The following is a 24,671-nucleotide window of genomic DNA, read 5'->3' as shown; positions in this document are numbered from 1 at the left end:
ACGCCGCAAGCAGCTCAGCCCCATCCCATCGCCACAGGAGCTAGACATGACCCGTCTCACTGTTCATGCACGACTGAAATCCGCCCCGGTCGCAGTCGTTGCAGCACTGTCGATGCTGCTGACCGGGGCAGGAGTGGCGTCCGCGACGCAGCCGGCCCCGGCCGCTGAGTCACAGACACCACTGACCAATCTCTCGCACCTGAATTTCCTGCTCGATGCCGTCCCGCTCCAAGCCGTGGATGGCCACACGACATACCAGATCGGTGAAAACCCCACAGCACAGGCACCGTGGACATACGCCAATAAGAACCCCGACGGCTCCTACACCCGAATTGGCGGAGGTTCCAAGGACCCCACCACCGGCTACTGGAGCCAGGGCGCCTTCAACGCGGACGACATTGCGCGCACCGCGGTCGTGTACCTGCGCCACTGGCAGCAGACCGGGGATGCCTCAAGCCGCAACCGCGCTTTCGACGTGCTGCGGGAACTGACATACCTGCAGACATCCTCGGGCCCCAACGCCGGGAACGTGGTTCTCTGGCAGCAGGCTGATGGCACGCTCACCCCTAGTGCGAAACCGGTGGAACTTCCGGACCCCAGCGATTCAGCCGAGTCGTACTGGCTTGCCCGGACCGTGTGGGCGCTGGGGGAAGGGTATGCCGCGTTCAAATCAGCCGACCCACAGTTTGCCTCCTTCCTGCAGGCCAGGATGGACCTCGCCGTCGCGTCCCTGAACAAGCAGTCTCTTGCCAAGTACGGAAAATATGACGTTGCTGACGGCGCCAAGGTCCCTGCATGGCTGATCACCGGAGGGGCGGATGCGTCGGCCGAAGCCGTTCTCGGACTCGCCGCTTACTCCAAGGCTGCGCCCGACGACGGCGCTGCGGCCGGCGCACTGAGCGAGCTCACCGAGGGTATCGCCGCGATGTCCTCGGGATCGGTTCAGCAGTGGCCCTTCGGCGCGATTCTTCCGTGGAACCAGTCGAGAACCCTGTGGCACGCGTGGGGCGGAATGGCCGCGGCCGCCGTCGCGAACGCGTCGCCGTTGCTGCATCGCCCTGACCTGCTGACCGCGGCCGTGAAGGACTCCGCCCAATTCACTCCGCAGCTCCTGGCCGCGGGTGGACCGGACAACGCCTGGAGCCCTACCCCGGGTGAGGCACAGATAGCCTACGGCGTGGACTCACGGGTTGAAGGACTCGTGGCAACCGCCAAGGCAGCGGATGCTCCGGGCCTGCTCGACGTCGCAGCAGTGGCGGCAGGCTGGTACTTTGGCGCCAACCGCAGCGGAAAGCCCGCCTACAATCCGGCGACCGGCACCGCCATCGACGGCATCGAAACCGACGGCCGGGTCAACCCCAACTCCGGGGCCGAATCCACCATCCACACCCTGCTCTCGATGCTTGCCCTGGACGCCAACCCGGAGCTCAAGGCCAAGGCTTTGGGCATCAGCACCACCGTGGGGACGGACGGACTCAAGGTGGCCGAAGCCGAATCCGGGACCATCACCGGCGGCGCCGTCGTCAAACCTGCCTCCGCCTGGACTGGTGAGGCCAACTGGTCCGGCGGTGCCTACGTCGCCCTCAACGCAGGCGGCACCGTCAAGATCCCGGTCCCCGCCTCGGACCAGGCCCGCAATGCGTACCCGATCGTGAACCAGCGCCCGGAAGCCGCCGGAACAACGTCATGGTCTTCCGGGAGCACTTTCCTCGGCAGCACACCCGACGGCGGGGCTGGCGAACAAGGCATCACGGCAGCCCCTGGCAAGCTTTTCCCGTTCTCCCTTGACCGGGCCCTCCCGGCAGGAGCGGACAGCGTCGTCGCGAAAGCCGGAAGCGACGTGTCGATCGACGGCGTGCTGCTGCAGCCGCAGATTTCCTCGGTTTCCGTCTCCGGCTCCGGAGGCACATCAACCCTGTACATCAGCGCGGCCACCGGAAGCATCGATCGAAAAGTGGACATGCCCCAAGGCTTCCATCTGAACCAGCAGGCCTTTGATGCTTCGGGCCAGCCCATCAAGGCAGGCCCGGACCAGAACGGGGCAGACCAGTCCGGCCGAGTCACCGTAGCCCCGGGTGGGTTCACCTGGGTGACCCTGGTCCGCAACTAGTACTTATCACCACAGGAAGAACCCACATGCAGAAGATCACCACCGAAGCACTGCTCCACAGTTACCAAGGAGCGCTCACGTTCAGCAATCCGCTGACCGACACCATTTCCACCGATCAGTTTTCCTCCGAGTATCCCGAGCACCCGGAATGGGCGGTGGGCCCGTTCCGCAAGGACGATTCCCTAACCTTCCGGCAAGTCCGGGACTGGGCTGACCCCACGGGCATCGGCTGGACCGCGGATTCGATCTTCAATCCCTCCCTCATGGAACGCGATGGCAGACTCTACCTCTTCTACCGCGCCTCACCGCGCAAGGAATCGGTCTCCAGCCGCATCGGTGTCGCCGTCCACGACCCCGAAACCGGTTGGCGGGACACCCCCTCCAACCCGGTGATCTACCCCACCCAGGACAATGAAATCCTTGGCTGCGAAGATCCCAAGGTGTACCAGGCCAACGGCCGCTACTACATGTTCTACAACGGGATCTGGACGATCGATCGCAGCGATGATCAGGCCGGCCAGAATCCGGATTCCTATCCCCTCGGTGAGGTCGGTTGCGACATCAATGTTGCGGTGTCCGACGACCTGATCCATTGGGAGAAGCTCGGCCTGGCGGTCCCCCACGAGGTTTCTCGATTCTGGGCCAAAGGAGCCGTCATCCCCCGAAACGCCCGTGGCGAAGCCGTCAAAATCGACGGAAACTACCTGATGTATTTGTCCGAAGGCTGCGGTGGAACCACCCACGTCGGACGGTCCGCGGACATGGTGAACTGGGAGTTTGAGCCGCAAGACTACCTGGACCTCGGGCCGCTGGGCGGCTCACTGCACGAAGTGGCCTGCGCCGTTGTCGACGATGACGGCAAGCTGGTTCTGGACTTCTTCTACGGCGACCCCGACGGCCATTTCTCCGCCGCGCAGGCCCTGTATGACGTGAACCGACCATTCACCCAGAAAGCGGTGCACAGAGGAGGGTCGCTGGCCTGGGGCGGCCTGCTCAAGTTCGGTGGAACCTGGATGTTCGCCCAAGGCTGGGATGCCCCGTCCGGATCGCGGGAGATGTACTTCTACCGCGCGGAACACAGCTAAGCACGCCAGCCCGGCTGCCGCACCGTCCCCGCCCTTTGGCCGCCGCTCCACTGATAAGGCAAACATCATGATGGAAACGACCCGTCTGGCAAAGGGATGGACGTTGAGAATGACGGCCCCGGCCCCGGACGCCCCGTCCGGGGCCATGGGCTGGAAGCTTGCAGCACCCGTTCCGTCCGTTGTGCACACGGTTCTTACGGACCATGGGCACATCCCCGACCCCTACGTGGGGCAGAACGAGGAGGCTCAGCATTGGGTGGGCCAGAGCGAGTGGGAATACTCCACAACCTTCAACCACGACGGCAATGAAGACGGGCGGACGGAGCTCGTCTTCGACGGCCTGGACACCGTCGCCGTCATCCGGGTCAACGGGCAAGACCTTGCGCACACATACAACCAGCACCGCAGCTACGTCGTGGACGTCACCGAGGTCATCAGGCCCGGTGCCAATGACTTGATAATGACCTTCAAGAATGTGCGCGACTACGCCGAACAAATCCGGGCATCCGTGGGGGAACTACCCAACGGCAATCCGGAGCCATTCCAGTATGTGCGCAAGTCGGCCTGCAATTTTGGGTGGGACTGGGGCCCCAACCTGGTGACGGCCGGTCCTTGGAAACCCGTGGACATCAGGCGGTATGAGACAGCACGGCTACAGTCAGTTCGCCCATCCGTCACCACCACCGTTGCACCCGGCACCGGGCGCGGAGAACTCCCCGCCAACGGACATGCCCGTGTGGAAGTGGATGTCGAGATCCTGCGGGCGCCCGGCGTTTCAGGTGAGCTCGGACTCAAGGTCGCCCTTCTGGGCAGGACCGAATCAGTCTCCATTCCGCAGGGCTCCCACAAGGCCCGGGTCGTGATCGATCTTGAGAATGTTGAACTGTGGTGGCCGCACGATATGGGTGCCCAGCCGCTCTGCCCGCTGACGGTGACGCTAGATGCTGACGGGCATGACCTTGACGTCTGGTCCAAGAGCATCGGATTTCGGCAATTTGAGCTCAAAACCGAACAAGACGAAGCCGGAACCAGCTTTGTCTTTGCCGTCAACGGAGCCGAGATCTTCGTGAGGGGCGCCAACTGGATCCCCGACGATTGCTTCCCCTCACGCGTCACCGAGGACCAGTTGCGCCAACGCATCTCGCAGGCCACCGCGGCAAACATGAATCTCCTCCGCGTGTGGGGCGGTGGAGTGTATGAATCCGATACCTTCTATGACCTTTGCGACCGCATGGGCATCCTCGTCTGGCAGGACTTCCTCTTTGCCTGTGCCGGATACCCCGAGGATGGACCCCTCTACGAGGAAGTCGCCGGCGAGGTCCGGGACAATGTGGCACGGCTCATGAGCCATCCAAGCCTGGTGCTTTGGAACGGAAACAACGAATGCGTTTGGGGCTTCTGGGATTGGGATTGGAAGCCCCAGCTCGACGGTCGAAATTGGGGATGGTGCTACTATTCCGAGCTGTTGCCGGCCCTCATAACAGAGTTGGATCCCACCCGCCCGTACTGGAACGGCAGCCCCTACTCCGGTGATCCCGAACTGCACCCCAACGATCCCAGGCACGGGAACGTGCATATCTGGGACGTCTGGAACCAAAAAGACTACTCACATTACGCACAATGGAATCCGCGGTTCGTCTCCGAATTCGGATTCCAGGGACCCCCCAACTGGTCCACCCTCACCCGCGTCCTGGAGCCGGCGGACATGGACCTCGAAGCCCCCGCCTTCCTCCAGCACCAGAAAGCCGAAGACGGTACAGCAAAGCTGGAGAAGGGGCTCGCCGCCCATCTTCACGAGCCTGCAAATTTCCAGGAATGGCACTTTCTCACCCAGATAAACCAAGCCCGTGCAATCCGGTTCGGCATCGAGCACTTTCGTGCCGGCTGGCCCGTTTGTGCGGGATCCATCGTCTGGCAACTCAACGACTGTTGGCCCGTCACCTCCTGGGCCGCTATTGATGGATACGGCCAGCTGAAACCGCTGTGGTACGCAATCCGGGAGGCCTACCGGCCCCGCCTGGCGACCATACAGCGCCGCGGCGACGCGCTGGCCCTTGTGCTGGTCAACGATTCCGCGCAAACCTGGAGCGGAACCATCACCGCCGAACGCCTCCGCGCAGACCCATCAACGGCTGTTCCCCTGCAAAGGCTGACACTGGAGGTCTCGCATCAATTCGCGTTCGACATCGACCCCAGAAACAAAACCGAAATCCCCCTCCCAGAAGACCTGGGTGAGACCGACCGGCCCTTGACCGATGTCCTGGTGGTCCGGGGTCAAGGACTCGGACACGGGGACCGCATCCTCCACTTTTACGCCGAGGACAAAGACCGCGTCACCGAGCCAGCACGGATCACCTCCCGGGCATCCGGGGGGACGGGGGGTATTGAGGTGACCGTTACCGCCCGGACCATCGTGCGCGACCTGGTCCTGCAGGCGGACCGGATTGACCCCGGGGCGACAGTCTCCGAACAATGCATTTCGCTGCTGCCCGGAGAAAGCCACACCTTCCGCATCTCATCCGCCATGGCGGGAAACGGCGCGTCCGACCTCGATGCATGGACCCGGTACCCGGTACTCCAAGGCGTGGGAATCCGGGAAGACAGCATCACGGCCCCCACCCTGCACGCGCCGGGCGCATTCACGCAGGACGGAACACGCCAGTGACAATAGCAGGGGCAGTCATAGGCTTGGACATCGGAGGTTCAAAAACACGCGGTATCAGATGGCTGGACGGAACCGCCGAGGCCGATGCTTCCGGCGGCAGCGCCAATGTGCAGAACGTGAGCCGAACTCAGGCCCGCAAGAACCTTGAGGGCGTCTTCGCGCGGCTCCGCGGTGGTCCCATTTCAGAAGTGGTGGCCGGGTCCGGAGGGATCGATACTGCCCACGACGCGAAAGCACTGACGGAACTGATTCAGCCCCTGGCCCCTGGCGCTGTCGTCACCGTTGTCCATGACACACGGCTCCTGCTGGCCGCCGCGGATTGCAGCAGTGGAATCGCAGTAATTGCCGGCACCGGATCGGCGGCCTGGGGCACCACCGGCGGGCACCACGCGCGGGCCGGAGGCTGGGGCTACTTGCTCGGCGACGAAGGCAGCGGCTACTGGTTTGGCCGTGAAGCGGTCAGATACAGCCTTGAACGCATGAACCACGGGCACCCGGCCGACGAACTCACGCAGGCACTGCTGGAAGCCTGCGGCATCCCGGGCCCCGAGGCATTGATCGCCCTCTTCCACAGCGGCGCCGGACGTCAGTACTGGGCGGGGATGTCTCGGCTGGTCTTTGAACACGCCGCCACCGGGCATCCCGCCGCTCTGGAAATGATCGATCAGGCCGGAGCCGATCTCGCCTCGCTGGCGGCAAAATGCGCGGAACAACTGAACATCGAAGGCCCGATCGTCCTCGGCGGTGGACTTGGCATGAACCAGCCTGCATTGCAGGCGGCAATGCGGAGCGCACTGGCCGGTCACGACCTCGACACCCTGCAGGTCCTCACACAGGACCCGGTCTTCGGAGCGTTGTGGCTAACCACAAGACCCTAAAGCAACCGTCCCAGGAAGTTGAGCCTAAGCACTGAGAAGGATTTTTCCATGAACACCACTGCTGACCTCACGATCACAGTCACCGCAAGCGACCCTGTAAGCATAAAAAACCAGTTAGACGACGCCGTCACCCTCGCCATGGCACGAGCAATGCGCGACGGATCTCACGGAATTCTGATCACACAAAACGGCTACGGTTCCTTCACGGTCACTCTCAGCGATGCTGTCCCCTTCGGCGTAACCCTCGAACGTCGGGACTGGTAAGCGTGCCATATGGAGCAGCCCGTCACCCTGACGTCGTTCCCATGCCAGACCAAAGACAATCCCTTGGTTTCGAGCGGTCTCACGCCCCAAAAGCGGTCAGTGAGGAATCAACCGCCATCGAGGACCTGCGGGGCGCAGCCCGTTCCGGCGTGGAACACGGAAATTTCACCCTCCCATATCTCTGGGTCAGCTTCTGGTCCCACGGAGGTCATGCCGGCCTAGCAGAGATGACGTCGTTTTTTCAGGGTTTGCAGGACCTGCCCGACAATGACGTGCTCGTGCTGGTCTCGGTCCTCGACGAACTACAAGACCAGAAGTGGACTTCGGCTTAGTCAGATTCACGAGCGGGAAGTCCGGAACGTCGTATAGGGCTGGCGTCCTGCCGACGGCCAGGGTGCGTCCTGGGATTCATTCAGGCTTAAGACGAAGCTGCGGCGGCGCCTCAAGAATGCGACCCGGGGGTGCTACGAAATTTCGGACTCGCACGAATTAGTCGGAACGCCGAAGCTGGCCCGCCGAGCGATGCGCTCGATGCGATCATCGCTCCCCGAACGCCAGCTTGTCCTAATCCCGGTTATCGGCGTTAGCGCGGGAGTGGAAGTAGCTGCGAGAACTCCCTCCGTCCGGTCTCATTCCAGATGCCGGTTTTCGCATTGAACGTGCCAGCTATGGGGTGATTCTCAGCCGAGTTGCGATGGTGCCATGGATCTTTCAGGTTCTTCCCGAACAAGGACGCAGTGTTCTTCCCAGAACCTGTTATCGACCCCGACGGGGTCCCCTCCTATGCGATGCTGCACCGCCCCATGTGGGACCTTGGATGGATCCGCGAAGGCGAAGGCGAGCACCTGCCCGCCGGTGTCACCGACAACCGCCCCGGCATCTGGATCTCCTACGTCGCCGCCGCCGACGTCGAAAAGGACATCCGCAACCTCGTCCACATGGCCAAGCACCGCCTCGTCGCCCTGAGCGAATTCCCCTTCGAGGAACTCAAGATCGGCGGCGGCCCCGCCCCGATCCGCGTGGACGAAGGCTGGCTGCTGATCCACCATGGCGTGTCCGGAGTCCTGGAGAAGTCAGCCTTTGACCACCAGCAGAACGTCAACTACACCGCAGCCGCGATGATCCTCGACGCCGACGACCCTTCCAAGGTGATCGCCCGCAGCGACAAGCCGCTCCTGGCGCCCGAAACCGAGGACGAAATCTCCGGCATCGTTCCAAACGTCGTGTTCCCCACCGCGATCGAAGAGATCGGCGGCCAACTGTTCGTCTTCTACGGCATGGCTGATTCGAAGATCGGCGTGGCCAAGCCGGACCGCATTCCCGCAGCAAACTAGCCGGCCACCGCCGTCCTGCATCCCGCCCGTCCCACCAGGAGTACCCGACGACGAACACTGATGTGCGCTCGAAATTGAGTACGAAGCCGATGGCCATCACCATGGCGGCATCGATGCTCCTGATGGGGGCAGAATGGCTCCGGCGGGCATTCGGGCCGCGTCACGGTTGCACCCGGGGGATTCACCATGGCCACATTGTTGGCAAAGTAGCCGGATCCCGTTACATTCCGGCAACGATGGGGATATTCTGATGTAACGACGGCGCCGGAGACTAGTGACATGTCCCTAGCCGGACTTTTCTCATGCAGTATTGGGGATTATCCGAAGGACGCCACGTGCCCACTCCGCTAAACCAATCAGTAGCTGACTCTGCCCTGCTGACCCGGTCCCTGCCCCTCGGCCTGCTCCGCGCGTTCGTGCAGTCCGATGCCGCCGACGACGGCCTGACGCCCCAGCTCCTGGCGGAGCTCAAGATGCTGGCCCGCACCCCTGGATTGCTGGTGGCCTGCAACTACGGCGGCACCCTGTGCACCGCCGAGGGCATCTCCACCGAAACGCTGCCGCTGGGCAGCGCCGCCATAGCCCTCCGTGCCTTGGCGGCGCTGCCCAATACACACGCGGCGGTGATCTCCGGCAGGTCCCTGCGCGATCTTGCCGCAGTGTCCCGCCTTCCCGCGGAGGTGCACCTGGTAGGTTCGCACGGCGCGGAGTTCGACATGGGGTTTGCCCACGGGCTCTCCCTCGCCACCGAATCCGTGCTGCAGCAGGCAAGCCAGGCGCTGATCGAAACCGTGGGCGCGTACAAAGGGATCAGTATCGAGCGCAAGCCGGTTGCGGTGTCGGTGCATACCCGGCCGGCGTCCCCGGAGGTGGTGGCCAAGGTCCTCCAGAAGGCCGAGGAAGTGGCCAGGGCCCACGGACTCTTCTACATCGTGGACGGCTCGGTCCTGGATCTGTCCGTGGTGGAACCCTCCAAGGCGGACGCCTTGGAGCACCTTCGCGCCCGGCTCGGCGTGAGCGCCGCGCTCTACGCCGGGGACGCCTCGAGCGACGAACTGGCCATCGCCACGCTCCGCGGCCCGGACCTGGGCATTCGGGTGGGGGAGGGTGCCACCGCGGCGGCCCACCGGTTGCGGGACCCGGAGTCCTTCGCCCGTGTGTTGGCGATCCTCTTCGAACTGCGCCGCGCCTGGCTCTTCGGCGAGGACGCGGTGGGCCTGGAACGGCACTCGATGATCGGCAACGGATCGTCCACGGCGCTGATCACGCCCGAGGCCAAGGTCTGCTGGATGAGTCATCCGCTTCCGGACTCCGGCTCGCTCTTCGCCCACATCCTCGGTGGCGACGCCGCCGGGCACTTTTCGGTGGAGCCGGTCAAAGCCTCGCAAGTGTTGGGCCAGCGCTACGTTGACAGCACCATGATCGTGGAAACCCGGTGGGCGGATGTCACGGTGACGGATTACCTCGAACCGGCCCCCGACGGGATCACCAGCCTGGTCCGGGTGCTGTCCGGGACCGGCGCGGCGAGGATCGTGTTCGCCCCGCGTCCGGACTACGCAAATGCCCCGTTCAGCATGGAGGCCAGGGGAGAGGAGCTTCACGTGGTGGGTACCTCCGATCCCATCGTCCTGCTGGCTCCCGGGGTCAGTTTCTCAATCACCTCGGACGGGCGGCACGCCACGGCCACCGCGGACGTCAACCTGAAGAACGGCCCGGTGGTCCTCAACCTGCGCTGTGGCGACACCGAGCCGCAGCACAACGGCGTCACGGGTGAAACCGAGCGGCGGGCCGCCGTCGCGCATCATTCCCGCCGCTGGGTGCAGGCATTGGAACTGCCCGGGGTGAAGCCCTCGCTGGTCCGCCGCTCGGCGCTGGTGCTCCGTGCCCTGGTGCACGAGCCGACGGGAGCCGTCCTGGCTGCGCCCACCACCTCGCTTCCCGAAGGGATCGGCGGGACCAGGAACTGGGACTACCGCTATTGCTGGCTGCGGGACGGATCCATGACTGTAAACGCCCTGGTGGACCTCGGCTCCACTACGGAGGCATACGGATTCCTCCGTTGGCTGGGACGGATCCTGGAGAACGCGCCGGGCCCGGAATGGCTCCACCCGCTCTACTCGGTCACCGGCGCCCCGCTGTCCACGGAAGCCATCATTGAGAGCCTGCCCGGCTATGCGGGCTCGCGGCCGGTGCGGATCGGCAACGCCGCGGACCACCAGGTCCAGCTGGACGTGTTTGGTCCCATCGCTGAGCTGATCCGCGCAGTCAGTGAACGCGAGGGCACGCTGGAGGACGAGCACTGGAAGCTCATGGTCCAGATGGCATCTGCCGTGATGGCACGCTGGCATGAGGCTGACCACGGTATTTGGGAAGCCCGCCGTGCGCCGCGGCACCACGTTTACACGAAGGTGATGTGCTGGGTGACGCTGGACCGGGCCCTTCGCACGGCCGGGCTCCACGGCAGGGAACCGGATCCCGCCTGGGCGCCGACTGCCGCCACCATCCGCGACGAGGTGCTCCGCGAAGGCTGGGACGACTCGGCGGCGTCCTACACCGTGGCCTACGACAGTCCGGATCTGGATGCGGCTGTGCTGCACGTGGGCCTGTCCGGGCTGCTGGACGTCAACGACGAGCGTTTCGTGGATACCGTCACCGCCGTCGAACGTGAGTTGCGGGTGGGTCCCACCGTCTTTCGCTACAGGTACGACGACGGCCTGCCGGGCTTGGAGGGTGGCTTCCACATCTGCACCACGTGGCTCATTGAGGCCTACGTGGCGGTGGGCCGGATCGAGGAGGCATGGGACCTGTTCGATCAGCTGGTGAACTTGTTCGGCCCCACCGGCCTGCTGCCCGAAGAATACGACCCCGGCACCGAAACGCACCTCGGAAACCATCCGCAGGCGTACTCGCACCTGGGCTTCATTCGTTGCGCCCGGCTCCTGGATCAGCACCAGAGGATTTAGCCTCCGGCGCCCCCGCGGCACCTGTGCGGGAGCGTCGATGCCGTAGGGACGGCCGGGAGGCGGAGAAGGCGGCCGGGGCGCCCCCACGGCCGGTGGCGAGGTCGGCCAGGATTCGGCCGATGGCCGGTGTGAATTTGAACCCGTGGCCCGAGAAGCCGGCTCCGATGACCACCGGGCCGACGCGGTCCAGGATGAAGTTCTCATCCGAGGTGCTCGTGTAGGTGCAGCTGATCTCTTTCAACGAGTCGGCATCCACGCCCGGAAGCCACTCCCGGGCGTAACGCTGGAGCGCCGCCAGTTGGCGTGGTTCAGGGGTGAAGGACCGACGATCGGGATCCACCACCGGCCCCACTCCGTGCCAGCCGGCCTTGATCCCCTCCCCGGGGGTCTGCATGCCGTAGACCGGCGAGTACCAGTAATCGAAGGCCTTTCCGCTGCCGGGGAAATGGTTGAAGCCGGGCCACCGCGCGCTTTCGTCGGCGACGGCGAAATGCGCGGGTTGTTCCTGCGTTACCCTCAGCCGGGGGAGAGCCGCGACGCCGTCGAGCAGCTTCGCGGTCCAGCCTCCCGCCGTGACGATGACCTGCCGGGCGGTCAGCACCATGGCCGCGCGGCCGTCCTCAACGGTGAGTTTGACGCCCTCGTCCGTGATCTTCAGCGCCGCCACCCGAACGTGGTGCCGGACCTCGGCGCCGTGCCCGGTGGCGAGGCGCTGCAGGGCCGGCAGTGCGGCGTCGGGATTGAGTTGGCCGCCGTCGGGCATGTGAAGGACCTGCTGGTCGAACCGGATGCCGCGCCAGCGCTCGGCAGCCTCCGCCGGCGCGAGGAAATCCGCGCGCATCCCGGCGCCCCGCAAGGCGCTCTGCACGGCTCCGAGCCGGGGATCAGTGCCATGATTGACGACGCCGGTGCGGGCCAACAACCGTTCGCCGCTGTCCGCCTCGATTTCGCTCCACAGACGGGCGGACTCGGCCAGCAGTGCGACGTAGTCTGGATCAGAGTAGCCGGGGTTGAAGTTCCGGGTGGTGCCGTGGGACGCGCCGTTGCGGTGCCCGGGCCCGAACTGCTCCAGCAGCGTCACGTCGCGGCCGCGACGGGCGAGTGCCCACGCGGCAGCGGAGCCCATGGCGCCGCCTCCGATGACGGCGGTGTCGAGGATGGTATTCATCGGTCCTCCGGTGTGGATGTTGCGGGCATCGGGAGCGTCGGGGGGCGTCACGCCAGCAGCAGTGCCACGCCGATCATGGCCGGGACGGCCACCACGGTGGTCAGCAGCACGGTGTCCTTGGCCACGGTGATGCCCGTCCGGTAGCGGCTGGCGGCGACGAAGACATTCTGGGCAGTGGGGAGCGCCGAGGTTACCACCACGGCGAACAACGCCTGGCCCTCCAGGCCGAGGGCGAACTTCGCGAACAGGAACGCAAGCAGCGGGTGAACAACAAGCTTGAAGCCGCTGGCCAGGAGGGCGTCCACCCGGCGCCCGTCCGCCGCCTGCAGGGGGCGCGAACCGTTCAGGCTCATCCCGAACGCGATGAGCATTGCCGGGATGGCGGCGCCCCCAATGAGATGGATGGGCTGCATGATCAGCTCGGGCACACGCCAGCCTGTGCCCGCGACGACCAACCCCAGCCCTGAGCCCACGATCATCGGGTTTCTGAGGATCATCAGGGCGAAGCCGGCAGGAGTGGTCCGGTGCGCGCTGGTGCTCGCATCCAGTGCCATGAGGAACAACGGGGTGAAGAAGGCGAGCTGGAAGATCAGCAGCGGAGCCACGTAGCTGGCGTCGCCCAGGACGTACACAGCGATGGGGATCCCCAGGTTGGCGGAGTTGGCCAGCGAGGCGCTCATGGAGGACATCAGCGACTCGGGCATGGTCCGCTTCAGGACGAACCGCACCACCGTGAAGAATAAAGCGGCCGTGGCTATGCCCCCGGCGGCTGCCACCAGCAGGGGCGCTGCAAAAACCTCGTGCAGCTTTGCCTTGCCGAGGGTCTCGAATAGCAGGGCCGGGCTGGCCACAAAGAAGGTCAGGGCGCTCAGGACCGATCGGGCATTCTCACCCAGGATGTTCTGGCGGCCCACGAACGTGCCCACCAGGATGATCGACCACACAACAAAAAAGCCCGCCAGGACACCTAGCATCCGGCGTTCCCTCGCGGGGAGGTGGGGGCGGGGGTGCTGTTCACCCTCTCACCCTAATCAGATTTATTCGGCCGAGGGGCGCGGGCGGCCGGGATCTCGCCATGCGGACCGCGGCGGTCCCTGACGCCTAGTTCAGTGCGGAGTTGTTCAGTGCGGAATTGTTCAGGGCGAACGGCGGGCGCATGAGCCCGGGCGTGAGGCCCTCGGCGGGGTCGTTGCCCAACTGGATGATCTTGTTGTCCTTGTCCACGTGGACCACCTTGGGATCGTAGGCCTTGGCCTCTTCGGTGGTCATCTGCGCGTAGGTGATGAGGATAACGACGTCGTTTTCATGAACCAGGTGCGCCGCGGGACCGTTGATGCCGATCACGCCGGAACCGCGCTCGCCCGCAATCGTGTACGTCTCCAGGCGCGCGCCGTTGGTCACGTCAACGATCGCGACGAGTTCTCCGGGCAGGATGTCCGCCGCGTCCAGCAGGTCCAGGTCGACGGTGACGGAACCCACGTAGTGCAAGTCCGCGTGCGTGACGGTGGCCCGGTGAATTTTGGACTTGAATATTGTTCGATTCATAACGTGAACAGTCTAACGCGGGGCTTCGTTTCGCGCTGTGACGCAGGGAACTATGGCCTCTCAGGGTGACGCGGCCGTTCCGATGGCCGGCGCGATGGATTCAGCGGTCACGGCGAGGACTTCGCGGGCCGCCATAATGGCCGGACGCTTAGCGCTGGAGCGCCGCACCGAGGTGAACACTGTCCGGTGCGGATTCCCGGGCAAATCCAGTAGCTGCGCCGAGGTGCCCCGGTCCGTCCAGACAAGGTCCGGCATCAGGGCCACGGCATTTCCGGATTCGATGAGCCGGATCTGTGCCTGCAGATCGGCGGTCTCGAAGCGGACGTCAGGCTCGAACCCGGCACTCCGGCACGCCTGTTCGGCCCAGTGCCGCGACGCTGCTCCGCGGGGCTCCATGACCCAGGCCAGGCCGGCCGTGTCGGCCAGGGAGGTCACCGCGGGTCGCTCTGGGGACGCAGGCGGAACAGCGAGGCGGATCGCGTCGCTGGTCAGCCGGACGCGGTCCAGTTCCGTGTAGCGCGGGGCGGCATGACCCGGGTATTGCTCGGCTATCACCAGATCGAAATCACGGGCCCACGTCTCGTGCAGGGCGGTTTCCGGTTCCCGCTGGGTCATCTCTATCCTGACCTCGGGATAGCTGGCGGCCATCCTGGTCAGGGTGTCCGGCATCAGGGCAAGGGCGGCCGACTGGAAGACCGCGATCCGGACGGTTCCCGTAACGGTGGTGAGTGAGGCGGCAAGGTCAGCCTCCGCCTGCTCCAGCGTTTCAAGCAGGTGAGCCGTGTGCGCCACAAGAACCTCCGCCTGGGGTGTGAGTTGCACCCTGCGGCCGGTCTTCCGGAGTAGCGGGACCCCCGCTTCCTTTTCAAGGAGCGCAAGCTGCTGAGACACTGACGACGGGCTGTACTGGAGCGCGTCCGCCACCTCGGCCAGCGTGCCCCGGATTTTCAGTTCGCGTAGCAGACGCAATCGCCGGACGTCGAGCATCGCCGTTCCTTCGCATTTTCTAACGGTTATTGTTTAGGAGAATTCACTTTATCTAATGCAATCCGGCTTGCATACTGTTGTCACTCAGTAGTCCCCATCACAGGGTGGATTGATGGGCATCACACCTAGCGGGAGACCCCGGATGAATACCAAAGAACTAACCAGGTCGATCATGCGGCGCAAGCCCATCGACGACATCGAAGAAGAAAACAAACACAGCGGCCTGTTCAAAAGCCTCGGGCTGTGGCAATTGACGGCCATCGGCGTCGGCGGCATCATCGGCGTCGGCATTTTCTCGCTGGCGGGCCTCGTGGCCCATGGCAGCGAGAACGAACCGGGGGTCGGTCCTGCGGTTCTCTTCTCGTTCCTGATCGCCGGCCTGGCCTCCGCTGCCGCGGCCCTCTCCTATGCCGAGTTCGCCGGCATGATCCCCCGGGCGGGTTCGGCCTACACCTATGGCTATGTGGCGCTTGGCGAAGTCATCGGCTGGTTTATCGGCTGGGACTTGCTGCTGGAATACATTGCCATCGTGGCCGTGGTGGCGATCGGTATTTCCGGTTACTTCGATGCTTTCCTCTCCGGAATCGGAATCCACATGCCGCACGAGATTACCTCGACAGTGGACGAGGGCAAGGGCGGCATCATCAACCTCCCCGCCATCCTGGTCTGCCTGCTTGTCACGTGGATCCTCTCCCGCGGCACCAAGGCGTTCGGCCGCTTTGAACTGGTGGCGGTGGCCATCAAGGTGGTCCTGATCCTGTTCATCATTGGCCTGGGCCTCTTCTACATCAACACCAACAATTACAACCCGTTTATGCCCAGCGGTTTCGGCCCGGTGCTGGCCGGTTCGGCAACCGTGTTCTTCGCCGTGTTCGGCTACGACGCCATGAGTACCGCGGCCGAGGAAGCCACGGACGGCAAGAAGCACATGCCCAAGGCCATCATCCTCTCGCTCATCGTTGCCATGCTCCTGTACGTCGCCGCCACCCTGGTGCTCACCGGCATGCAGAACTACAAGGACATCGACCCGAAAGCCGGCTTCGCATCCGCCTTCAACGGCGTCGGCCTGCCCGTGATCGCCACCATCATCTCGGTGTTCGCCGTCTTGTCCATCCTCACCGTGATGCTCACGTTCCTCCTCGGCGTCACCCGCGTGTGGTTCTCTATGAGCCGGGACGGACTGCTTCCCGGCTGGTTCGCCAAGACCGACCGCCACGGCACCCCGCAGCGCGTCACCTGGATCGCCGGTGTGGCCTCCGCGGTCCTGGCGGGTATTTTCCCGATCAAGGCCGTGGCGGACCTGACCAACATCGGCATCCTGGCCGCATTCGTCGTCGTCTGCCTCTCCGTGATCATCTTCCGTTACAAGCGGCCCGAAGCACCGCGCACCTTCCGGCTGCCGCTCATGCCCCTGGTCCCGGCCTTCGGCATGCTGGCGTCGTTGCTGCTCATGTTCCAGCTGCACTGGGAAACCTGGGTGCGTTTCGTCGTCTGGCTCATCGTGGGTTTGGTCATCTACTTCGGCTACGGCCGTAAACATTCGCTGATGAACCCGGACAGCCCGCGGCATGAAGAAGCCGTGGCGCTGCACCGCCACGTCGGTTAGCCGGCCCGGCCCACACGCACCACCCACCACCCACCACCCACCATCGGCAGGCTCACCCCTTCCCCCCGTTGCGCTATCACTTACGGTCCCCATCCCACGGCTTTAGGGACCAAACGTGATAGCGCAACGGGGGAGGGCGGGTGGGTCTGCCGAAGCCGCTTAACGCCTGCCCGCTGCCTGCCCGCCGCCCGCTTCGGCAACAGCGCAAATCATCGGCTTTTCTAATTTGTATTGCTTAGAAAACATCGCTTTATCTTATGTGACTCCAAGTTCATACTGATGAATGAGACGCTCCCCACGTACGGAAAGAACGAGTATCAGCCATGACCAACATTTCAATGGAGTCCGGCGTTTTCGCCGATAAGCCGACCATCGGACCGGCCGCTGCCGGCGCCTCGGAGCTCGCTGAGGCAAAGGCCCTGGCAGGCGAGGCCGTGGCGCTGGTGCGCCACTGGCTCTCCGAGGCCTCCAAGGTTCCCGTCGACGCTTCCGCGCAGCAGCTCGCCGGCGTCCTGAAGGACCCCAACGGCCTGGACTTCACGGTGGGCTTCGTCGACGGCGTGGTCCGCCCGGAGGACCTCCACGTCGCCGCCCGCAACCTGGCAGCGCTGGCCCCGAAGGTCCCCGCGTTCCTGCCCTGGTACATGCGCAGCGCGGTCCGTCTCGGCGGCACCATGGCCCCGGTCCTGCCGCAGGTTGTCATTCCCATGGCGCGCCGGGTGCTCCGCGAGATGGTCGGCCACCTGATCGTCGATGCCACGGACGCCAAGCTGGGCCCGGCCATCGCCAGGATCCGCAAGGACGGCATTCAGCTCAACGTCAACCTCCTCGGCGAGGCCGTGCTCGGCGAGCACGAGGCCTCCCGCCGGCTCGAGGGCACCCACGCGCTGCTGGCGCGCCCCGACGTCGACTACGTCTCCATCAAGGTTTCCTCCACCGTGGCCCCGCACTCGGCCTGGGCCTTCGACGAGGCCGTGGAGCACGTTGTGGAGAAGCTCACCCCGCTCTTCACCCGCGCCGCATCCTTTGCCGCCGCCGCGTCAGGCACTGGCGGGGGAAAGACTGCCAAGTTCATCAACCTGGACATGGAGGAGTACAAGGACCTGGACATGACCATCGCGGTCTTCACCCGGATCCTGGACAAGCCCCAGTTCAAGAACCTCGAGGCCGGCATCGTGCTCCAGGCATATCTCCCGGATGCGCTCGCCGCGATGATCCGCCTGCAGGACTGGGCCGCCGCCCGCCGTGCCGCCGGCGGCGCCGCGATCAAGGTCCGCGTGGTCAAGGGCGCCAACCTGCCCATGGAGCAGGTGGAAGCCTCCCTGCACGGCTGGCCGCTCGCCACGTGGAACACCAAACAGGACTCGGACACCAACTACAAGCGGGTCATCAACTACTCGCTGCACCCGGAGCGCATCAGCAACATCCGGATCGGCGTCGCCGGCCACAACCTCTTCGACATCGCCTTCGCCTGGCTCCTGGCCAAGCAGCGCGGGGTGGAATCCGGCATCGAATTCGAGATGCTGCTCGGAATGGCCCAGGGCCAGGCCGAAGCCGTCAAGAGGGATGTCGGCTCCCTGCTGCTCTACACCCCGGTGGTTCACCCCGCCGAGTTCGACGTCGCGATCGCCTACCTGATCCGCCGCCTCGAAGAGGGTGCCAGCCAGGAGAACTTCATGTCCGCCGTGTTTGAACTTTCCGAGAACGAATCCCTCTTCGAGCGTGAGAAGCAGCGCTTCCTTGCCTCCCTCGCCAGGCTCGACGACGAGGTTCCGCCGCCGAATCGCCGGCAGAACCGCAGCCTCCCGGCCGATCCGATGCCGCACAGCTCCTTCGCGAACACCCCGGACACGGACCCGTCCCTGCCCGCGAACCGAGACTGGGGCCGGGCAATCCTGAAGCGCGTTCCCTTCTCCACACTGGGCAACGCCTCCGTGGAAGCTGCCACCATCACAGATGCTGAAACGCTCAACACGGTGATTGCCACCGCCGTCGAAAAGGGCAAAGCGTGGGGTGCCCTTTCCGGCGCCGAGCGCGCCGAGATCCTGCACCGTGCCGGCGATGTCCTCGAAGCCCGTCGTGCGGACCTGCTTGAGGTCATGGCCAGCGAGACGGGCAAGACCCTCGACCAGGGTGATCCCGAGGTCAGCGAGGCCGTCGACTTCGCCCACTACTATGCCGAATCGGCCCGCAAGCTCGACGACGTCGACGGCGCCACCTTCGCCCCGGCAAAGCTCACCGTCGTGACACCGCCCTGGAACTTCCCGGTCGCCATCCCTGCCGGCTCCACCCTGGCCGCGCTCGCGGCGGGCTCCGCCGTCGTGATCAAGCCCGCCAAGCAGGCCCGGCGCAGTGGTGCCGTGATGATCGAGGCACTCTGGGAGGCCGGTGTTCCGCGCGACGTCCTGACCATGGTCCAGCTGGGCGAGCGGGAACTCGGCCGGCAGCTGATCTCCCACCCGGCCGTGGACCGCGTCATCCTGACTGGCGGCTACGAAACCGCAGAGCTGTTCCGTTCTTTCCGCAAGGACCTGCCCCTCCTTGCGGAGACCAGCGGCAAGAACGCCATCATCGTCACCCCCAGCGCGGATCTGGACCTCGCGGCCAAGGACGTGGCGTACTCCGCGTTCGGCCACGCCGGCCAGAAGTGCTCGGCCGCTTCGCTTGTGATCCTCGTCGGATCGGTGGCCAAGTCCAAGCGTTTCCACAACCAGCTGATCGACGCCGTCACCTCCCTGAAGGTGGGCTACCCGGAGGACCCGACGAGCCAGATGGGCCCGATCATCGAGCCGGCCAGCGGCAAGCTCCTCAACGCGCTCACCACCCTCGGCGAGGGCGAGAACTGGGCCGTCGAGCCGCGCAAGCTGGACGAGACCGGCCGGCTCTGGAGCCCCGGCGTCCGCTACGGCGTCCGGCGCGGATCCTACTTCCACCTCACCGAGTTCTTCGGACCCGTCCTCGGCGTGATGACCGCGGACACCCTCGAAGAGGCCATCGCCCTCCAGAACCAGATCGAATATGGCCTTACCGCCGGCCTGCACTCCCTGAACACGGAGGAACTGGCACTTTGGCTGGACTCCATCCAGGCCGGCAACCTTTACGTCAACCGCGGCATCACCGGGGCGATCGTCCAGCGCCAGCCTTTCGGCGGCTGGAAGAAATCCGCCGTCGGCGCCGGTACCAAGGCCGGTGGCCCGAACTACCTCGTCGGCCTCGGCGAATGGGTCAGCACGCCGAGTCAGGCAAGCCGGACCGGCGGCGCCGCAGCCGCGATTATCCACTCGGGTGTCCGGCGCCTGGCCGACGCCGCGAAGGGGGCCGTGGGCACAGCCGAGTACGAGGCCCTGCAGCGGGCACTCGCGTCCGACGCCCTCGCCTGGGCCCAGGAGCTCGGCGCGGCCAAGGACGTCTCCGCCCTCAGCGCCGAGCGCAACATCTTCCGCTACCGGCCCCTGCCAGTCACCGTGCGCCTGTCCGAAGGCGAGCCGCTGGGCTCGCTGCTCCGGACGGTCGCGGCGGGCGTGCTGGCCGGCTCCGCCCTGAGGGTGACCAGCGCCGTCGAGCTTCCGGCGCCGCTTCAGGCGGCGCTGGCCGGGCTGGACATCACGGTAACGGTGGAGGACGACGCCGCGTGGCTGGCGTCCGCCGCCCGGCTTGCCGGCGCGGGAAAGGTGTCCGTGGGCAGGATCAGGCTGATCGGCGGAAACGCCGCGGCGCTGGCCGAGGCCATCGGCGGACGGCCGGACGTGGCGATCTACCCGCACCCCGTCACTGAGGCCGGCAGGGTGGAGCTGCTGCCGTTCCTGCACGAGCAGGCCATCAGCATCACAGCGCACCGCTTCGGCACACCCAACCACCTCTCGGACACCGTGATCTAAGGCAGGGCACGATCTAGGCCGGGCATAAAAGATCGCCGCCGGTGGAGACCATGACCTCCACCGGCGGCGATTTCTGTTTCAATCCTTGCTTGTACGGATAGTGTCCGTAGGAAAAGCCGGCCTAGCCGAAATACCAGCCGGGCGGCACCCACGACGCGGGGACCGAGTGCGCCGAGAACTCCTCACAGCCGGAGCAGAAGTAGGTGACTTCGCCCGGCCTCCTGAGTGTGCCATCGTGCCGGAACTTTGCCGGAACGAACGTTTCCAGATAGATGAACTCATCCGTGCCGCACCGTTCGCAATAGGGGCTGCCCACAAACTCGGCATCGACCAGGGTGTTTCCGGCGGGGTGCGGTTCGCGCCTTGTGCTTGCGTCAGCGTGCAAGTTGCTGTCGCGGTACGTCGGCGTGTTGCGGTGTGCGCCCACAGCTGGCGGGCGTAGTGTTTTGAGAGAACCTGCAGGTGAGACTGAAATGTGCGGGTGGTTCGTGGCTGGCGTCATCGCATGCCTATTCCCGAACTTAGTCCAAGGCGCCCCCCAAGGCAGCGACAATGGACAGCGGCTCGTATCGAAACGTCGTCATCGGCTTCTGCTTAACCTTCAACAAATCCAGCATAAATTACGCGCGAATTATGATCAATGACTTGCGGTTAACTCGTGCCCGCAGGCTAGGCGGACCGTTTGATGGTGCGGCCCACGATTGACTGCGTGAGGGCTTCAATCACCTCGGTGTTGGCGAGGGGATTGCGAATGAGCGTGAAGTCCACGTCCCCCACCGGCGGCAGGTCGAAGCGCCGCGTAATGATCTTCAGGTCGTCGGGAACCAATGAAGATGGCATGACCGCCACACCGATTCCTGCGCGGACCGCCGCCAGTACTCCGCTGATCTGCCGGGTGGTGCAGGTGATGCGCCATGTCCGTCCCCTTGACTCCAGCGCGTCGATGGCCAGCTTCCGGCTCAGGCTGGGCGACGGGTAGGCGATGACCGGCACCGGCTCGCCCGGATCCAGTACCGTCTGTTCCAGGCCCACCCATGCGAAGGCATCATGCTGAACCACGGTCCCGTCCTTCGCGCCGGCCACCCATTTCACGAAGACCAGGTCCAGTTGGCCGGCGTTGAGGCGCTTGTACAACTGGTCGCTCTGGCCCACGGTGAGCTCAAGATTGATTTGCGGGTAGATCTGCCGGAACTCGCGCAGGATGCGGGGCAGCCCGGTGATTGCCAGGTCATCGGCCGTGCCAAAGCGGAGGCGGCCGCGCATCGCGGATCCTGAGAAGTAGCGGGAGGCGGCATCATGGGCAGCCAGGATTGTTCTGGCGAATCCCGCCATGGCGTCGCCGTTGTCCGTGAGCCGCACCTCACGCGTGTCGCGGGCCACAAGGACCCGCTTGGCCGCGGTTTCCAGCTTCCGGACGTGCTGGCTGACGGTGGGCTGGGCCAGCCCCAGCCGCTCCGCCGCCTTGGTGAAGCTGAGGGTCTCGGCGACAGCCAGGAACGAGCGGAGCTGGGCGGGTTCAAACATGCGGGGACTCCTCGAACGGCGAGCGGCCTCCAGCAGGGACCGGTGATTGCGAATCGCAATGTTAGTTATAGGAACAATACGCTTCCATGATCACTGGGGCCACCATAGCGTTGAGGTATTCCCGCCCGTCCCCACCCCGAGGATTCCCTGTGGCACCCCCTTCGCCGTCCACGGCCACCGCCAACCCACCCCGCAGTGCCACCCAGCCCATCGCCGTCGTGAGCGAACGGCTGCCCTGGCGCCACACGTTCATTTCCCTCCGTGTACCCAATTTCCGGATCTTTGCCATGGGCCACTTCGTGGCCGTGGTGGCCCTGTGGATGCAGCGCATCACGCAGGACTGGCTGGTACTCCAGCTCTCCGGGTCAGTCACCGCCGTCGGGGTCACCGTTGCTCTGCAATTCACGCCGTCGCTGGTCTTGGGGCCCTGGGGCGGAATGGTGGCAGACCGGTTTGCCAAGCGGAAGATCCTGATCCTCTGCCAGTCCGTGGCCGCCGTGCTGGCTGGTGCGCTGGCGGTGCTGGCCCTGAGCCAGCGCATCGAAGTGTGGCACGTTTACGGCATCGCCCTGGTGCTGGGGCTCGTCACGGTGCTGGACCAGCCGGCCCGGCAGGTCTTCGTCAACGAACTGGTGGGACCGGCCTATCTTCGCAACGCCATCAGCGTGAACTCCACAACGTTCCAGCTCGGAGGCCTGATCGGGCCCGCGCTGGCCGGCATCCTGCTGACCGCGGTGGGCGCCGGCTGGGCGTTCGCCGCGAATGCGCTCGCTTGCTGCTCCACGGTGACCATGCTGCTGCTCCTGCGCAAGGACCAGCTCTTCATCACCGCCCCGGCGCCGAAACGCAAGGGGATGGTCCGGGAGGGGCTGCGCTACGCCCTGGGTAAACCAACCATCTACTGGCCGTGGCTGATGGCCGGCTTCATCTCTGTGTTCGCCATGAGCCTGCCCGTGGTGCTGGCTGCCTTCGCCGACCACGTCTACAACGTGGGCGCCGGGGGGTACGGACTGCTGAACGCGCTGGTTGCGCTGGGTGCCCTGGGCGGGGCCATTGCCTCCACCCGCCGACGCCAGCTGCGGCTGCGTTCCGTGGTCCTGGCTGCCGGAATGTACGGGCTGATGCTGTGCCTGGCCGCATTGACGCCGTCGATGGTGTGGTTCGGGGCCACCATGGTGCTGTCCGGGTTCTGGTGCCTGATGTTCCTCACGGCTTCAAACCAGCTGGTCCAGGTCAGCTCGAACATGGGCATCCGCGGGCGTGTGATGAGCCTCTACATCATGGTGCTGATCGGCGGGCAGGCCATCGGCGGCCCCATGATCGGCTGGATTGCCGAGCACCTGGACCCGCATGGCGCCCTCCTGGTCTCCGGTGGCGTGCCGGCGCTGGCCGCGGCAACGGTCGCCGTCGTGCTCGCCCGGCGAGGCGAGCTGAGAGTCAGGGTTGACTTCAAGGACCGGCGTCACCTGCTGCGCATCCTCAAGCGCCCGACGCCGCGGCCAGCGGTTTCGCCTGTTACGCCTTCAGAGGGCCGTGCGGATACTCCGGCGCCCGTTGCTGGAACTGCAGCACATCCTTGTTGAGGATGCCGCCGTCACGGATTTCAATCGCGCGGGCGATGGTCTCATTGCCCGCCCACGCCTCCGGCCCCGATATGACAGTTTCGAGGAACGGCAGCAAGGCCTCACTGATCTCCCACGTGGCGGAGTTCCAAAGATAGGACGGGCTGTGGTCCACCGCGTAGTAATCGATGTGATCACCCACAGTGAACATCGGTTCCGCGAATGTGGTGGTCCGCGCCCAGCTGAAGCCCATGCCCTCGTCGCAGGAAACGTCCACGATCAGGCTGCCGGGCCGGAAAGCCGAGAGATCCTCTTTCCGCAGGTAGGTCAGCGGGGCGTTGGGGTCCTGCAGCGTGCAGTTGACCACGATGTCACTCGCGGCGAGAAACGGCGCCAGCGGCACCTTGCCGCGCTCGGTGATGACCTGGCTGAGGAACGGCGCCTTGTCGTCATGGTCGAACTGGGCTATCCGCACAGAGTGGATGGGTGAGCCAACCGCGGCCACGCCGCGGTTGGTCAGCACCTGGACATCGTGGATGCCGTGGGCGTTCAGTGCCGTGACGGCTCCGCGGGCGGTTGCGCCGAAGCCGATCACGACGGCGGTAAGCCTCCGGCCGTAGTCGCCGGTGGAACCGGTCAGGGCCAGGGCGTGAAGGACTGAGCAGTAGCCGGCCAGCTCGTTGTTCTTGTGGAAGACGTGAAGCCCGAAGCCGCCGTCACTGGCCCAGTGGTTCATGGCTTCGAAGGCGATCAGCGTGAGCTTCTTATCGATGGCCAGCTGGGTGATGGCGCGGTCCTGGACGCAGTGCGGCCAGCCCCAGAGGACCTGTCCGTCCCGCAGCTCAGCCAGGTCTTCCGGCTGCGGCTTGGGCAACAGCACGACGTCGGCGTCGGCGATCAGCTCCCCGCGGCTGGCAAGCCGCCCCACAAGCGAGGCCAGATGAACGTCTGACACGCCAAACCGCTCGCCGTAGCCCTCCTCCAGGATGATTCGTTGCCGCAGTTCCGGCTCGATCCGCTCGAAATGCAGCGGATGAATGGGGAGGCGGCGCTCGTCCGGTTTCCGGGTGGAAGCCAGGATCCCGAGGGTGAGTTGGTTCAA

18 protein-coding genes are annotated in these 24,671 nt (G+C 65.1%); 11 read left to right on the top strand and 7 right to left on the bottom strand.

The window, feature by feature from the left end:
- Nucleotides 1–46: 46 nt before the first annotated feature.
- The 8 genes from ACP4XC_RS21785 (at nt 47) to otsB (ending at nt 11,299) form a co-directional block, all read left to right on the top strand.
- Complete coding sequence (locus ACP4XC_RS21785; protein WP_427172819.1) at nt 47–2,110, top strand: hypothetical protein; 2,064 nt, start codon at nt 47–49, stop codon at nt 2,108–2,110.
- Nucleotides 2,111–2,136: 26 nt separating this feature from the next.
- Entirely contained in the window at nt 2,137–3,195 is a 1,059-nt protein-coding gene (locus tag ACP4XC_RS21780) for a hypothetical protein (protein WP_427172818.1), read from the top strand.
- Nucleotides 3,196–3,262: 67 nt separating this feature from the next.
- Nucleotides 3,263–5,860, top strand: coding sequence for a glycoside hydrolase family 2 protein (locus tag ACP4XC_RS21775; RefSeq protein WP_427172817.1), 2,598 nt, complete (start codon nt 3,263–3,265; stop codon nt 5,858–5,860).
- On the top strand, nt 5,857–6,738 hold the full coding sequence (locus ACP4XC_RS21770) for an N-acetylglucosamine kinase (protein WP_427172816.1): 882 nt from the start codon (nt 5,857–5,859) through the stop codon (nt 6,736–6,738). Before ACP4XC_RS21775 ends, ACP4XC_RS21770 begins: the two co-directional genes overlap by 4 nt.
- 48 nt (nt 6,739–6,786) lie before the next feature.
- Nucleotides 6,787–7,002, top strand: a complete 216-nt coding sequence (locus ACP4XC_RS21765) for a hypothetical protein (protein WP_427172815.1) — start codon at nt 6,787–6,789, stop codon at nt 7,000–7,002.
- Between the two features lie 41 nt (nt 7,003–7,043).
- A complete protein-coding gene (locus ACP4XC_RS21760) occupies nt 7,044–7,334 on the top strand; it encodes a hypothetical protein (protein WP_427172814.1) in 291 nt (96 codons plus the stop codon).
- A gap of 405 nt (nt 7,335–7,739) precedes the next feature.
- The gene (locus ACP4XC_RS21755) at nt 7,740–8,336 is read left to right on the top strand and encodes a hypothetical protein (protein WP_427172813.1); all 597 of its coding nucleotides are present in this window, start codon (nt 7,740–7,742) and stop codon (nt 8,334–8,336) included.
- A gap of 335 nt (nt 8,337–8,671) precedes the next feature.
- Nucleotides 8,672–11,299: a trehalose-phosphatase gene (gene otsB, locus ACP4XC_RS21750; RefSeq protein ID WP_427172812.1), complete on the top strand. Its 2,628-nt coding sequence runs from the start codon at nt 8,672–8,674 to the stop codon at nt 11,297–11,299.
- Here otsB and ACP4XC_RS21745 read toward each other — a convergent pair.
- The 4 genes from ACP4XC_RS21745 to ACP4XC_RS21730 form a co-directional block, all read right to left on the bottom strand.
- Nucleotides 11,256–12,467 (bottom strand): FAD-dependent oxidoreductase, encoded by a 1,212-nt coding sequence (locus ACP4XC_RS21745; RefSeq protein ID WP_427175197.1) that lies wholly within the window; start codon nt 12,465–12,467, stop codon nt 11,256–11,258. The two genes, otsB and ACP4XC_RS21745, sit on opposite strands and share 44 nt — an antisense overlap.
- Before the next feature lie 47 nt (nt 12,468–12,514).
- Nucleotides 12,515–13,441 carry an AEC family transporter gene (locus tag ACP4XC_RS21740; protein ID WP_427172811.1) on the bottom strand — a complete coding sequence of 309 codons (927 nt, stop codon included), beginning with the start codon at nt 13,439–13,441 and terminating at the stop codon, nt 12,515–12,517.
- Between the two features lie 127 nt (nt 13,442–13,568).
- Complete coding sequence (panD, locus tag ACP4XC_RS21735) at nt 13,569–14,012, bottom strand: aspartate 1-decarboxylase (protein ID WP_427172810.1); 444 nt, start codon at nt 14,010–14,012, stop codon at nt 13,569–13,571.
- 60 nt (nt 14,013–14,072) lie between these two features.
- Nucleotides 14,073–14,999 carry a LysR substrate-binding domain-containing protein gene (locus ACP4XC_RS21730; RefSeq protein WP_427172809.1) on the bottom strand — a complete coding sequence of 309 codons (927 nt, stop codon included), beginning with the start codon at nt 14,997–14,999 and terminating at the stop codon, nt 14,073–14,075.
- Nucleotides 15,000–15,141: 142 nt separating this feature from the next.
- Here ACP4XC_RS21730 and ACP4XC_RS21725 point away from each other — a divergent pair, with 142 nt between their 5' ends.
- Nucleotides 15,142–16,605 carry an amino acid permease gene (locus tag ACP4XC_RS21725; RefSeq protein ID WP_427172808.1) on the top strand — a complete coding sequence of 488 codons (1,464 nt, stop codon included), beginning with the start codon at nt 15,142–15,144 and terminating at the stop codon, nt 16,603–16,605.
- Nucleotides 16,606–16,928: 323 nt separating this feature from the next.
- Entirely contained in the window at nt 16,929–20,483 is a 3,555-nt protein-coding gene (locus tag ACP4XC_RS21720) for a bifunctional proline dehydrogenase/L-glutamate gamma-semialdehyde dehydrogenase (protein ID WP_427172807.1), read from the top strand.
- A gap of 121 nt (nt 20,484–20,604) precedes the next feature.
- On the opposite strand, the gene ACP4XC_RS21715 is transcribed toward ACP4XC_RS21720, so the two are convergent.
- Nucleotides 20,605–20,910, bottom strand: a complete 306-nt coding sequence (locus ACP4XC_RS21715) for a hypothetical protein (protein WP_427172806.1) — start codon at nt 20,908–20,910, stop codon at nt 20,605–20,607.
- Between the two features lie 242 nt (nt 20,911–21,152).
- Nucleotides 21,153–22,007: a LysR family transcriptional regulator gene (locus tag ACP4XC_RS21710; RefSeq protein ID WP_427172805.1), complete on the bottom strand. Its 855-nt coding sequence runs from the start codon at nt 22,005–22,007 to the stop codon at nt 21,153–21,155.
- Between the two features lie 149 nt (nt 22,008–22,156).
- Here ACP4XC_RS21710 and ACP4XC_RS21705 point away from each other — a divergent pair, with 149 nt between their 5' ends.
- Nucleotides 22,157–23,590, top strand: coding sequence for an MFS transporter (locus ACP4XC_RS21705; protein WP_427172804.1), 1,434 nt, complete (start codon nt 22,157–22,159; stop codon nt 23,588–23,590).
- Here ACP4XC_RS21705 and ACP4XC_RS21700 read toward each other — a convergent pair.
- Nucleotides 23,523–24,671: a N(5)-(carboxyethyl)ornithine synthase gene (locus ACP4XC_RS21700; RefSeq protein ID WP_427172803.1), complete on the bottom strand. Its 1,149-nt coding sequence runs from the start codon at nt 24,669–24,671 to the stop codon at nt 23,523–23,525. The genes ACP4XC_RS21705 and ACP4XC_RS21700 overlap by 68 nt on opposite strands.

Origin of the sequence: Arthrobacter sp. 92 (genome assembly GCF_050260325.1) — a bacterium.
Classification (GTDB): domain Bacteria; phylum Actinomycetota; class Actinomycetes; order Actinomycetales; family Micrococcaceae; genus Arthrobacter.
Note: the sequence above shows the minus strand (reverse complement) of the source record. Positions and strands in the feature narration are given on the sequence as shown.